This is a genomic window from Xanthomonas sp. WHRI 1810A (assembly GCF_040202885.1).
GTDB lineage: Bacteria > Pseudomonadota > Gammaproteobacteria > Pseudomonadales > Pseudomonadaceae > Aquipseudomonas.
On the sequence record NZ_JBEGED010000007.1, the window covers coordinates 141,180 to 154,197 of the forward strand.

The 13,018-nt window shown below is 59.1% G+C and carries 11 protein-coding genes; 7 read left to right on the plus strand and 4 right to left on the minus strand.

The genetic code is table 11. From position 1 onward, the window contains the following. Window positions 1–25: 25 nt before the first annotated feature. Together ABQX22_RS12565 and gbcA are read right to left on the minus strand one after the other, a co-directional pair. Window positions 26–577 carry a hypothetical protein gene (locus ABQX22_RS12565; RefSeq protein WP_349799921.1) on the minus strand — a complete coding sequence of 184 codons (552 nt, stop codon included), beginning with the start codon at window positions 575–577 and terminating at the stop codon, window positions 26–28. Window positions 578–1,603: 1,026 nt separating this feature from the next. Further along, entirely contained in the window at window positions 1,604–2,902 is a 1,299-nt protein-coding gene (gbcA, locus tag ABQX22_RS12570) for a glycine-betaine demethylase subunit GbcA (protein WP_349799922.1), read from the minus strand. 330 nt (window positions 2,903–3,232) lie between these two features. Here gbcA and gbcB point away from each other — a divergent pair, with 330 nt between their 5' ends. Continuing rightward, complete coding sequence (gbcB, locus tag ABQX22_RS12575) at window positions 3,233–4,333, plus strand: glycine-betaine demethylase subunit GbcB (protein ID WP_349799923.1); 1,101 nt, start codon at window positions 3,233–3,235, stop codon at window positions 4,331–4,333. A gap of 69 nt (window positions 4,334–4,402) precedes the next feature. On the opposite strand, the gene serA is transcribed toward gbcB, so the two are convergent. Further along, window positions 4,403–5,632, minus strand: coding sequence for a phosphoglycerate dehydrogenase (gene serA, locus ABQX22_RS12580; RefSeq protein WP_349799924.1), 1,230 nt, complete (start codon window positions 5,630–5,632; stop codon window positions 4,403–4,405). Window positions 5,633–5,800: 168 nt separating this feature from the next. On the opposite strand from serA, the gene ABQX22_RS12585 reads away from it, so the two are divergent. The 4 genes from ABQX22_RS12585 (at window position 5,801) to ABQX22_RS12600 (ending at window position 9,906) form a co-directional block, all read left to right on the plus strand. Next, window positions 5,801–7,195 (plus strand): FAD-binding oxidoreductase, encoded by a 1,395-nt coding sequence (locus ABQX22_RS12585; RefSeq protein WP_349799925.1) that lies wholly within the window; start codon window positions 5,801–5,803, stop codon window positions 7,193–7,195. 61 nt (window positions 7,196–7,256) lie between these two features. Continuing rightward, entirely contained in the window at window positions 7,257–7,922 is a 666-nt protein-coding gene (locus tag ABQX22_RS12590) for a fumarylacetoacetate hydrolase family protein (RefSeq protein WP_349799927.1), read from the plus strand. A 167-nt stretch (window positions 7,923–8,089) separates the two neighbouring features. Next, on the plus strand, window positions 8,090–9,013 hold the full coding sequence (locus ABQX22_RS12595; RefSeq protein ID WP_349799929.1) for an SdiA-regulated domain-containing protein: 924 nt from the start codon (window positions 8,090–8,092) through the stop codon (window positions 9,011–9,013). Next, on the plus strand, window positions 9,013–9,906 hold the full coding sequence (locus tag ABQX22_RS12600) for an SdiA-regulated domain-containing protein (protein WP_349799931.1): 894 nt from the start codon (window positions 9,013–9,015) through the stop codon (window positions 9,904–9,906). The genes ABQX22_RS12595 and ABQX22_RS12600 overlap by 1 nt, the downstream gene beginning before the upstream one ends. A gap of 110 nt (window positions 9,907–10,016) precedes the next feature. Here the strand turns inward: ABQX22_RS12600 and rpiA are convergent, their stop codons facing one another. Then, on the minus strand, window positions 10,017–10,688 hold the full coding sequence (gene rpiA / locus ABQX22_RS12605) for a ribose-5-phosphate isomerase RpiA (protein WP_349799933.1): 672 nt from the start codon (window positions 10,686–10,688) through the stop codon (window positions 10,017–10,019). A gap of 251 nt (window positions 10,689–10,939) precedes the next feature. On the opposite strand from rpiA, the gene ilvA reads away from it, so the two are divergent. Together ilvA and ABQX22_RS12615 are read left to right on the plus strand one after the other, a co-directional pair. Next, on the plus strand, window positions 10,940–12,454 hold the full coding sequence (ilvA, locus tag ABQX22_RS12610) for a threonine ammonia-lyase, biosynthetic (RefSeq protein WP_349799935.1): 1,515 nt from the start codon (window positions 10,940–10,942) through the stop codon (window positions 12,452–12,454). 115 nt (window positions 12,455–12,569) lie between these two features. Then, window positions 12,570–12,998: a DUF2269 family protein gene (locus ABQX22_RS12615; protein ID WP_349799937.1), complete on the plus strand. Its 429-nt coding sequence runs from the start codon at window positions 12,570–12,572 to the stop codon at window positions 12,996–12,998. Window positions 12,999–13,018: the final 20 nt, after the last annotated feature.

The following is a 13,018-nucleotide window of genomic DNA, read 5'->3' on the forward strand; positions in this document are numbered from 1 at the left end:
TCAAGCTCTCGGACTTGGCAGGCCCCTAGGTGGTGTCTTTTTCGGGCGCCGCTGGCTGCTGGGGCAACGCGGCTTCCGCCGTGGTTTCAGTGGCTGGCCTATCAACAATGGCAACGCCGAAAACCTGTTCGATAACCTGTCGCGGACCCTGTTTTAGGCTCCAGGTAAAAAATACCAGGCACCCGAGCAGCAGAATAAAGCACGCTGACCCTACGACGCTTTGTGACACTCCCACCCAGAACCTGGGTCTGAAAGAGCGAATCTCGTTGTCTGCCTTGGCCGAGTAGAGCTCTTCCAGCTCCTTCGCTTCATTGGCGAGGGATGTTTCCAGAAAACTTAATGCCAACTGTTCGGCTTGATTCCTGTAGCCATCAAGCTGCGAAGCGTTGTTGCTGACGTCATGGAAGGCCATCAGATCAGCGTCTGTCGGATCGTTGCCATGCTTCTCTTTGAATGTCTGGATGTATTCGATTTTCTGTCGCTTATAAAGCGAGTAAGCGAGCTTGCCTAAAATATCGCTTTCGTCCGCAACCAGCTCTTTATAGATGTAGTTGTAATCCGCTCTCGCCACGGTCATTCAGTCCGGTGCAGTTTTGCGTAAGCGAAAGCGAATGCGTTTCTGATTTCTTCGAGCGTTTTAGGTCTGTAGCGGACGATCCCTAATAGCTCACGCGGAAGACTTGTTGGGCGGCCTCGCTGCTGAATGAGCTGAGCATTGGCTTGAAAGACGACCTGCCGAGAAAAGAACGCTCCTGATTTCATGATTGAGTTCCTGCAATGAATTGGATTGCCGCGAGTTTATAGATCGACGCAGAAACTGAATGTCAGACGCATCTGATTTTCTGACCATGCGTCTTCTACCCACATACCCACAATCGCTGTTGATCCGCCTGTGGATAACCTGTTCGGTGATTGCTCGAGGCCTTGTACAGCAGGGGCTGGAGGGTGTTGTTCAAAATATGATCAACCTATGTACCGGTTTTCTAAGGAGTTTTCTCCACAGTGTCAGGGGTGTGACTCGGACATTTGCCCACAATCTCTGTTAGCGCTTGTGTGGATAACATGTTCGTTACCGTCCGCAGGCCTTATGCCACGTGGGTTGTGGTGTATTGATCAAAAAGTAGTCGATTCCCTGAATGTTGGATGTTTTCCGCTCGCCTTACTCACAAATTTGCGATTAATTCCGGTTTTCCACAGCCCGAAGCATCTTGGACCGACTTGATCACAATCTCTGTTGGTGCTTCTGTGGATAACGTGTTCGCTGTCGGCTGAAGCCCTTGCCCCCCGTGGCTTGTGCGGTATTGATTAAAAATTATTCAGCGGAATTTCGCCAACACATCTTGGAATAAGTCACGGTTTATTGAGGTTTTTTACAGGGCGGGCCTGCCACTTCCCCACAATTGCTGTGGGTGGGTCTGTGGATAAGTTGTTTGTGGATCGCGTGCACGGGCTGCAGCATTGATGTTTAGCGAGTTGGTCAAAATGTAATCAATGGATATCCGTTAGAGAAGCATCGCGAGCAAGCTCACTCCTACAGGGGAATGCGTTTCTACCTGTAAGAGCGAGTTTGCTTGCGATAGCGTCCTGTCAGGCGCTGCATTCCTTACTCGTGATTAACCGCCACACCCTGCAAATACGCTGCAGGCTCGGCGCCCATGTTTTCCAGCAGGCGTGCGCTGTACCAGTCGATGAAATTCACGACGCCGAACTCGTAGGTCTTCGAGTAGGGGCCAGGCTGGTAAGCGATGGAGTTGATGCCGCGCTGGTTTTCTTCAGCCAGGCGACGGTCCTGATCATTGGTGGCGTCCCAGACTTCGCGCAGGCGGGCGACGTCGTAGTCCACGCCTTCAACCGCGTCCTTGTGCACCAGCCACTTGGTGCTGACCATGGTTTCCTGCGCGCTGATCGGCCACACGGTGAACACGATGACGTGGTCGCCCATGCAGTGGTTCCAGGCGTGGGGCAGGTGCAGGATGCGCATCGAGCCCAGATCCGGGTTCTTGATGCGGCCCATGAGCTTTTTGCTGCCCTGCTTGCCGTCCATGGTCATCGACACGGTGCCTTTGAGCAGCGGCATGCGCACGATGCGGTTACGCAGGCCGAAGCTGGCGTGGGCGAACGGAATCTTCTCCGCTTCCCAGGCCGCTGCGGACGCTGCCACGTGATCCTTGAACGCCTGGTCGGCGCGCGGATCCGTGACGTCGTCCCACTCCAGCAGGGTGTTCAACAGCTCTGGGTGGGAACCGTTGCAGTGATAGCACTCGCGGTTGTTCTCCAGCACCAGTTTCCAGTTGGCTTTTTCGATCAAGGTGGTCTGGACCGCCACCTTGGTGTTCTCCATGTCGTACGGTTCCATGTAGTGGTTCAGGGTCTGCAGGAACGCGTCGATGGCCGGCGGGTTTTGCGACAGGCTGATGAAGATGTAACCGCCTGAGGTCTTGCAGTTGATCGGCTTGAGGCCGAACTGCTTCATGTCGAAATCGGCGCCCATCTCGGAGCCGGCGTACAGCAGACGCCCGTCCAGCTCATAGGTCCACTGGTGATAAGGGCACACCAGCTTGGCGACCTTGCCCTTCTCCTTGGTGCACAGCCGCGAACCCCGGTGGCGACAGACGTTGAAGAACGCGTTGACCGCACCGTCCGCACCGCGCACGACAACGACGGGGTTTTTGCCAACCTGCAAGGTGAGAAAGTTGCCTTTGGCCGGGATCTCGCAGGTCATGCCCGCGATCAGCCACTCTTTTTGAAAGATTTCCTGCATGTCGATTTCAAACAGTCGCTCATCACTGTAGAAAGGCTGCGGCAGCGAGTACGTGCGCTCGCGAGTCTGCAGCATCTCGGCAGTGGCCTTGCGTGCAGGTTCCAGCGGATCGCCCAAGCTCAACGTTGCGGTGACGTCCATCTTTCAAGTCCTCATGACCGCATCTAATCGGTCGGCGAATGTGGCTGATACGGTTGTGTTTGGTCGTTGGCACGCTCGGCGACGGTGGATTCTGTCGCTCGGGGTCCGCCGTAAAAAATGCGTAACCCATTAACGGCGAGTGTGGAGCCCGGCGAGGACCGATCCTTATCCATGGGCGACATGGCCGAATCCGTTTCCGACGGCGTAACCCCGCTGGCATGGGGCTGGTCGCCATAAGTATGTGAATGTCGCTGATAGGTAAATAGGCGATCGATCCGTTACGCAGAATCCGCACCATGAGAGGCCGACTGTCGGCCGTGGAGATTGAGCATGTCCCAGAGTTTCCTCAGCCCGGTCAACACCCAGACCTGGGCCAATGGCCGCCACCTTGTACGGGTTGTAAAGGTTATCCAGGAAACCTGGGACGTTCGCACCTTTTGCTTCATGGCCGACCAGCCGATCCTGTTCTTCTTCAAGCCAGGGCAGTTCGTCACCCTGGAGCTGGAAATCGAGGGCGTGCCGATCATGCGCTCCTACACCATCTCCAGCGCGCCATCGGTGCCGTACAGCTTTTCGGTCACCATCAAGCGCGTGCCGGGGGGCAAGGTCTCCAACTGGCTGCACGACACGCTGCATGAAGGCCAGGAGCTGGCCGTGCACGGGCCGGTGGGTCTGTTCAACGCCATCGACTTCCCCAATCCGAAGATTCTCTACCTCAGCGGCGGCGTCGGCATCACGCCGGTCATGTCCATGGCGCGCTGGTTCTACGACACCAACGCCAACGTCGACATGGTCTTCGTCCACAGCGCCCGCTCGCCCAAGGACATCATTTACCACCGCGAGCTGGAACAGATGGCCTCGCGCATCAACAACTTCAGCCTGCACATCGTGTGCGAGAAGCACGGCCTGGGCGAACCGTGGGCCGGTTATCGCGGCTACGTGAACCAGAAAATGCTGGAGCTGATGGCGCCGGACTTCATGGAGCGCGAAGTGTTCTGCTGCGGCCCGACGCCGTACATGAACGCCATCAAGCGGCTGCTGGAAGCCAACGGCTTCAACATGGAGCAGTACCACGAAGAATCCTTCGGTGCGACGCCGCCCGAAGCCCGTGCTGATGCCGTCGAGCACGCCGAACAAGCGGCCGACGCGCCGGAGATCGCCTTCGCCGATCTGCACCAGGTGGAATTCACTGACACCGGCAAGAGCATCCGCGTGGGGCCGGGCGAAACGGTTCACGCCGCCGCCGCCAAGCTCGGTTTGATGATCCCGAAAGCCTGCGGCATGGGCATCTGCGGCACGTGCAAGGTGATGAAGCTGAGCGGGGAAGTGGAGATGGAGCACAACGGCGGCATCACGGATGACGATGTGGAAGAGGGTTACATCCTCTCGTGCTGCAGCGTGCCCAAGGGTGATGTGCGCATCGAGTATTAACGTCAGCTCGAGCGCAGAGAAGGCACAAAAAAGGAGACCCGAGGGTCTCCTTTTTTATGCAGGTGCGATTTAGAACAGAACGCGACTGCGGATGGTGCCTTTGATGTGCTGCAGCTTTTCTTGCGCCAGGTCCGAGTAATCGGCATCGACGTCGATGACCACGTAGCCGACTTTCTCGTTGGTCTGCAGGAACTGACCGGAGATGTTGATGCCGTTTTCGGCGAACACCTTGTTGATCTCGCTCATCACGCCCGGGATGTTCTGGTGGATGTGCAGCAGACGGTGCTTGCCAGGGTGAGCCGGCAGCGCCACTTCCGGGAAGTTGACCGAAGACACGGAGGTACCGTTGTCGCTGTACTTGACCAGCTTTTCCGCCACTTCCAGACCGATGTTGGCCTGCGCTTCAGCGGTTGAGCCGCCGATGTGCGGGGTCAGGATCACGTTGTCCAGTCCACGCAGCGGGCTTTCGAAGATGTCGTCGTTGGAGCGCGGCTCGACCGGGAACACGTCGATGGCGGCGCCGATCAGGTGTTTGTCCTTGATGGCGTCAGCCAGAGCGTCCAGATCCACCACGGTGCCACGTGCGGCGTTGATCAGGATCGCGCCCTTCTTCATGGCGCGGATTTCTTTCTCGCCCATCATCATCTGCGTGGATGGCAGCTCAGGGACGTGCAGGGAGACGATGTCGGCCATGCCCAACAGTTCGTTCAAGGTCGGAACCTGGGTCGCGTTGCCCAGTGGCAGCTTGGTCAGCGGATCGAAGAAAAACACCTGCATGCCCAGGCCTTCAGCCAGCACCGACAACTGCGTGCCGATGGAGCCGTAGCCGATGATGCCGAGTTTCTTGCCACGGATTTCGAACGAGTTGGCCGCGCTCTTGATCCAGCCGCCACGGTGGCAGGAAGCGTTCTTCTCGGGGATGCCGCGCAACAGCAGAATCGCTTCGGCCAGGACCAGTTCGGCCACCGAGCGCGTGTTGGAGTAGGGGGCGTTGAACACGGCAATACCGCGTTCACGGGCCGCGCCGAGGTCGACCTGGTTGGTGCCGATGCAGAAGCAACCCACGGCAACCAGCTTTTTGGCGCTGTCGAACAGCTCTTCTGTCAGTTGTGTGCGGGAGCGGATGCCGATGAAGTGGGCGTCGGCAATCTTTTCCTTGAGCTCGGCTTCCGGCAGTGACTTGGTGTGGTAGTCGATGCTGGTGTAACCGGCGGCCTTGAGGACATCGACCGCGGATTGATGGACGCCTTCGAGAAGAAGGAACTTGATCTTGCTCTTGTCGAGGGAAGTCTTGCTCATCTGCGTAAACCTGTGTCCCGAAGAAAAATGGCAGGAAAGTGAAGCGCTTGCATATCGGGCTTAGCCTCGATCGGCAGGGGGCGTATGCTAGCATACGCCCCGCGAAACACCCCATTCCTGGACGTGAGCCGTTCTCAGGATGACCATGAATTGTTCGAGAGTTCTGTGATGAATCTTCCTGCCCTGATTGATGCGCTGAAGACCCTGGTTGAGCCTGGCAAAGTGCTCACTGACGCCGACTCCCTTGAGGCTTACGGCAAGGACTGGACCAAGCAATACGCCCCTGCGCCGACCGCCATCGTATTCCCCAAGACCATCGAGCAAGTTCAGGCCATCGTGCTGTGGGCCAATGAGCACAAGGTGGCGCTGGTGCCGTCCGGCGGGCGAACCGGCTTGTCCGCCGCTGCAGTCGCGGCCAACGGTGAAGTGGTTGTTTCGTTCGATTACATGAATCAGGTGCTGGAACTGAACGTCACCGAGCGCACCGTTCGCGTGCAGCCGGGCGTGATCACCCAGCAGCTGCAAAATCTGGCCGAAGAAAACGGCCTGTATTACCCGGTTGACTTCGCGTCGTCAGGTTCCAGCCAGATTGGCGGCAACATCGGCACCAATGCCGGCGGAATCAAGGTTATTCGCTACGGCATGACCCGTAATTGGGTCGCAGGTCTGAAAGTGGTCACCGGCAAGGGTGACATCCTTGAGCTGAACAAAGACCTGATCAAAAACGCCACCGGCTACGACCTGCGTCAGCTGTTCATCGGCGGCGAAGGCACGCTGGGCTTTGTGGTCGAGGGCACCATGCGCCTGGACCGTGCGCCGAAGAACCTCACCGTCATGGTGCTGGGAACCACCGATTTCGATTCGATCATGCCGGTGCTGCATGCCTTCCACGGCAAACTTGACCTGACGGCGTTCGAGTTCTTCTCCGACAAGGCCTTCGCCCGCGTCATGAGCCGGGGCGACGTGCCTTCGCCGTTCGAGACGCCGTGCCCGTTCTACGTCCTGCTGGAATTCGAAGCGACTACCGAAGACGTATCCAACGAGGGGCTGGCGACATTCGAGCACTGCGTCGAAAACGGCTGGGTGCTCGATGGCGTCATGAGCCAGAGTGAGCAGCAGCTGCAGAACCTGTGGAAGTTGCGCGAATACATTTCGGAGACCATCTCCCACTTCACGCCGTACAAGAACGACATTTCGGTGACCGTTTCCAAGGTGCCGGCGTTCCTGAGTGAAATCGACGCCATCGTCGCCGAGCACTACCCGGACTTCGAAGTCCTCTGGTACGGGCATATCGGTGACGGCAACCTGCACCTGAACATCCTCAAGCCTGAAGCGCTCGACAAGAACGAGTTCTTCGTCAAGTGCGCCAAGGTCAACAAGTGGGTGTTCGAGACGGTACAGAAGTACAACGGCTCTATTTCCGCCGAGCATGGCGTGGGCATGACCAAGCGCGATTACCTGACGTACAGCCGTTCACCCGTGGAAATCGAGTACATGAAAGCCGTGAAGGCCGTGTTCGACCCCAACGGCATCATGAACCCGGGCAAGATCTTCGCGGTATGAAGCACGCTGGATCGATCAAAAAACAATCAGTGCCAAGATAACCCGCAGCCAAGGAGCGCCCATGAGCTACCAGCACAAGTATGTCGATGGAACGGGGATTCATTTTCCACTGGGGAAAGTGGTCTGCATCGGACGCAACTACGCCGAGCACGCCAAAGAGCTGGACAACCCGGTGCCCACCGAGCCGATCCTGTTCATCAAGCCCGGCAGCTGCGTGGTGCCGCTGGAAGGCGGTTTCACCATTCCGACCGACCGTGGTTCGGTGCATTACGAAGCTGAAATCGTGGTGCTGATCGGCAAGCCGCTGAGCAAAAACCCGGATCGCGCAGAAGTGCTGGACGCCATTTCCGGCTTTGCACCGGGCCTGGACCTGACATTGCGGGACCTGCAATCGAAGCTCAAGGAAAAGGGCCTGCCGTGGGAGCTGTGCAAATCCTTCGACGGCGCGGCCGTGATTGCGCCGTTTGTGTCGCCGGACAGTTTCCCGGATCTGACGGACATCCCGATCCGTCTGACCATCAACGGCGAAGTGCGTCAGGACGGCAATAGCAGCCTGATGCTCAACGCTATCGTGCCGATGATTCAGCACATGGCCTCGCACTTCTCCCTGCAGGCCGGGGATTTGATCATGACCGGCACGCCGGCAGGTGTCGGGCCTTTCAGTGTGGGTGATGAGATTGTGCTGGAGTTGCCGGGGCACAGCCGCTTCGAGAGCGACGTTCGCTGATTGAGCTGATGCGCCAACAAGGCCGCCTGCGATGAATACGCAGGCGGCTTTTTTATGTCTGCACAGCTGGATAGCCTGTTGCCACTTTTTTCACAGTCGATCTGGATAATCCGCGCCGACTGCTGGTTCATGGCCCTGCGCCAATGACTCATTTCGGGAACGCTTCGATGGCCACTGATGTTGATCCACTGAGTAAATCCAAACGCCGATTGCCGCGCGTGCGCTGGTACGGGTGGCTGATCCTGCTTGTCGTTATCGGCTATGGCCTGGCCTATGCCTTCCACTGGGATGACCGTGGCCGGTTGTGGTTGCGCGAACAAAACGTCACGCCCACCGAACATGCTGCGAGTATCTGGCTGCCGGATTACACCGTCGATATCGATGCCAAGCCGCTGGCAGGGATGGAAAAGGACGAAGCGTCTGACCTGTCCTACAACCCAGTGACCAAGACGCTGTTTTCGGTGATGGGTAAAAATGCCTTTCTGTCCGAGCTCACGCTCAACGGCGATGTGATTCGCAAGATCCCGCTGGTGGGCTGGAGTAACCCGGAAGCGCTGGCTGTGCTGGAAAACGGCTTGATCGCGATCGTTGATGAGCGTCAGCACCTGATGACCATCGTGACCGTGACGCCGGACACGAAGACGCTGAACATTGCCGACTTCCCCCAGTACGACCTCGGCCCGTCCAAGGATCAGAACAAGGCGTTCGAAGGCGTGGCCTGGGACCCGAAAAACCAGAAAATCTGGCTCGGCGAAGAGCGCCCGCCGGCGTTGTTCACCTGGGACAGCGATGGCCACAGCCCTTTGAAGGGCGACAAGAAGAAGCTGATCAATACCAACCTCGACCTGCGCAATCTGTCGGCGCTGCACGCGGATCAGCGCACCGGGCACCTGCTGGTGCTGTCGGCTGAATCGCACATGCTGCTGGAACTGGACGAGAAGGGTGAGCAGGTCAGCTTCATGACCCTGCTGCACGGCTTTAACGGTCTGGCCGCCACGATCCCCCGGGCCGAAGGCGTGACCATGGATGAAAACGGCACCCTGTACATCGTCAGCGAGCCGAACCTGTTTTATACCTTCAAGAAGAAATGATGACCAAGCTCCCGCTGTTCCTCGTTGTAGTGGTACTGGTCGTCGCCTCGTATTTTGTCGGACGCGAATACCGAGTGGTGGAACGCCTGTGGTTCAACTGGCATGTCTTCTGGCAATCAGCCGATGCCGACAGCCTTGGGCTCAGTGACTATCAGGTCGTGATTGAGGGCAAGCCGATCAAGGGGCTCGACGACAACGTCTCCGCGCTCAGCTACGACCCGGACCGTAAAACCCTGTTCACGGTCACCAACAAGAACAGCGAACTGGCTGAATTGAACCTGGACGGCGAGGTGATCCGGCGTATTCCGCTGACCGGTTTTGGCGATGCGGAGGCGGTGGAGTACATCAGCCCCGGCATTTATGTGATCAGCGATGAGCACAGCCAGAGCCTGTTCAGGGTTCACGTGGACGCGGATACGTTGTTTCTGGATGCGCATGATTCCGAGCAGTTGACGCTGGGGATCGACGCGGGCGGCAACAACGGGTTCGAAGGGCTGGCCTATGACACGCAGGGCCAGCGGCTGTTTGTGGCCAAAGAGCGCAGGCCGGTGCAGATCATCGAGATTCGCGGGTTTCCCCGGGCCGGCAAGGACACGCCGAACGTGCTGGAAGTTACCACCGACAAAGCCCGCAACGCCGGATTGTTCGTGCGCGACCTGTCCAGTCTGCAATTCGATGAGCGCAGCGGGCATTTGTTGGCGCTGTCGGACGAATCGCGGCAGATCCTCGAGCTGGACACCACGGGCAGGGCGGTGGCCAATGTGTCGCTGAGCAAGGGGAGTATGGGCCTGGACAAGAACGTGCCGCAGGCCGAAGGCATCGCGATGGGGGATGACGGCACGTTGTACCTGGTCAGCGAGCCGAATCTGTTTTACGTGTTCAAGAAGCGGTGAAGCGAGTGATCGTTGTTGGAGCGAGGCTTGCCCGCGAAGCTGATTACACGATGCATCTGACACACCGCGTCGTTAGCTTCGCGGGCAAGCCTCGCTCCAACAGGTAATGATCAGCGCTTCAGGGTTTTCACGCCTTCGTCAGTGCCCAGTAACAACACGTCCGCCGAACGCGCGGCGAACAGGCCATTGGTGACCACGCCAACGATGTTGTTGATCTGCCCCTCCAGCGTCGCCGGGTCAGTGATGTTCAGGTTGTGCACGTCGAGAATGATGTTGCCGTTATCGGTCAGCACCCCATCGCGATACACCGGGTCGCCGCCCAGCTTCACCAATTGACGCGCGACGTGGCTGCGGGCCATGGGGATTACCTCGACCGGCAACGGGAAGCCGCCCAACACTGGAACGAGCTTGCTGCCATCAGCGATGCAAATGAAGGTCCTGGCCACTGCCGCGACGATCTTCTCCCGGGTCAGGGCCGCGCCGCCGCCTTTGATCAGGTTCAGGTGCCCGTCGGTTTCATCGGCGCCGTCGATGTAGAACTCCAGATCGCCGACCGTGTTGAGCTCGTACACCGGAATCCCATGGCCCTTCAAGCGTGCGGCCGTCGCCTCGGAGCTGGCGACTGCACCGTCGAACGCGCCCTTGTGCAGGGCTAGCGCGTCGATGAAGCAGTTGGCAGTGGAACCGGTGCCGACGCCGACGACGCTTTTGTCGTCCAGCTTTGGAAGGATGAAGTCGACAGCGGCCTGGGCAACGGCCTGTTTGAGTTGATCCTGGGTCATGCGGGTGGGCTCCGGTTATTAATGTCCCTTGTAGGAGCGCGCTTGCCCGCGATGGCGGTATGTCAGAAACATAAGGGTCGTTTGACACAACGCCATCGCGGGCAAGCGCGCTCCTACAGGGAGTAGCAATGCGCTGAGGGCCGGGATTATAGCGACATGGAAGCGGTTAAACCCGACCATTCGTGTGGTCGTGCGTCTGGGTGAGGGGTAGACTTCTCGGCCTTGCCCCTTTGCCCAGTGATGCTTTCCCGATGCTCGAACAGTACGTCAAGAAAATCCTCACCTCCCGCGTCTACGACGTCGCCGTGGAAACCCCGCTGCACGGCGCGCGGCAGCTGTCGGAGCGGTTGGGCAATCAGGTCCTGCTCAAGCGCGAAGACCTGCAGCCGGTGTTTTCCTTCAAGATCCGCGGCGCGTACAACAAGCTGGCGCAGCTGAGCCCGGAAGACCTGGCGCGGGGCGTGGTCACCGCCTCGGCAGGCAATCACGCGCAAGGGCTGGCGCTGGCGGCAAAAACCCTGGGCGTCAAAGCCACCATCGTCATGCCCAAGACTACCCCCGAAATCAAGGTCGAAGGCGTGCGTTCCCGGGGTGGCATCGTCGTGCTGCACGGCGACTCTTTCCCTGAGGCGCTGGCGTTTTCCCTGAAGCTGGTCGAGGAAAAAGGCTACGTCTACGTTCATCCCTACGACGACCCTGACACCATCGCCGGGCAAGGCACGGTGGCCATGGAAATCCTGCGTCAGCATCCGGGGCCGCTGGACGCGATCTTTGTGCCGGTGGGCGGCGGCGGCCTGATTGCGGGCATCGCGGCCTACGTTAAATACCTGCGCCCGGAGATCAAGGTGATCGGCGTCGAGCCGGACGACTCCAACTGCCTGCAACAGGCCATGGCCTACGGCGAGCGGGTCGTGCTGCAACAGGTCGGGCTGTTCGCCGACGGCGTGGCGGTGGCGCAGATCGGCAAGCACACCTTCGACATCTGCCAGCACTACGTCGACGAAGTGATCACGGTCAGCACCGACGAAATCTGCGCGGCGATCAAGGACATCTACGACGACACCCGCTCCATCACCGAACCCGCCGGCGCGCTGGGTGTGGCGGGGATCAAGAAATACACCGAGCAATACGAAGTGACCGGGCAGACCTTCGTCGCCATCGATTCGGGGGCCAACGTCAACTTTGACCGCTTGCGCCACGTGGCCGAGCGCGCCGAACTGGGCGAAGGCCGCGAAGCCATCATCGCGGTCACCATCCCCGAGCAGCCGGGCAGTTTCAAGGCCTTCTGCGAGGCCATCGGCAAACGCCAGATCACCGAATTCAACTACCGTTACCACACCGACCGCGAGGCGCACATCTTCGTCGGCGTGCAGACCCACCCGGACACCGACCCGCGCAAGGCGCTGATAACGAGCCTGACCGAACAGGGTTTCCCGGTGTTGGACCTGACCGACAACGAACTGGCCAAGCTGCACCTGCGGCACATGGTGGGCGGGCATTCGGAGCGGGTCAGTGACGAGATGGTATTCCGCTTCGAGTTCCCGGAACGGCCGGGGGCGTTGTTCAATTTCCTGAACAAGCTGGGTGGGCAATGGAATATCTCGATGTTCCACTACCGCAACCACGGCGCGGCGGACGGTCGGGTGGTGGCAGGATTGGTGGTGCCCGAAGACGAACGGCACCTGGTGCCGGCGGCGCTGGCGGAGATCGGGTATCCGTATTGGGACGAGACCAACAACCCGGCCTACAAACTGTTTCTCGGCTAGCGAAAACCTGTAGGAGCCAACGTGTTGGCGAAGCCGTTTGTGCGGCGTTCAGGTCGGACGTTTCGCGAACAAGTTCGCTCCTACAGAGGAACGAAACACCAACAGGAAAACGAACATGGAACACTTCGCAGCACTGAAAATCCTGCACATGGTCACCACCGTGCTGCTCTTTATCTGCGCGCTGGCGCTGACCTTCAGGGTGATCAAAGGCCGGTGCGCGGGGGATGTGACGGTGCAGAACCGCACGATGCAACGCCCTTGGGTGTTCGTCTGGGTCTTGATGGGGTTGTGTCTGCTGACGTTGCCCGTCAGCGGCTGGTGGTTGGTGCATTACGCGGGCTGGCCGCTGGGGCAGACCTGGCTGTTGGCCGCGAGCGTGCTGTACACCCTGGGTGCGGCGAGCTGGGCTTGGCTGGCGGTGCGGGTCAACCGGCTGCGGCGGCCGGTGCTGGTGGGTAACCCGAAGTTTACGCTCGCGCTGGCGGTCTTCAGTGCTGTGTGTTTTGTGGCGATTGCCGGGTTGATGGGGGCCAAGCCGGTATAAGCAAGTTGCTTGATCAATCG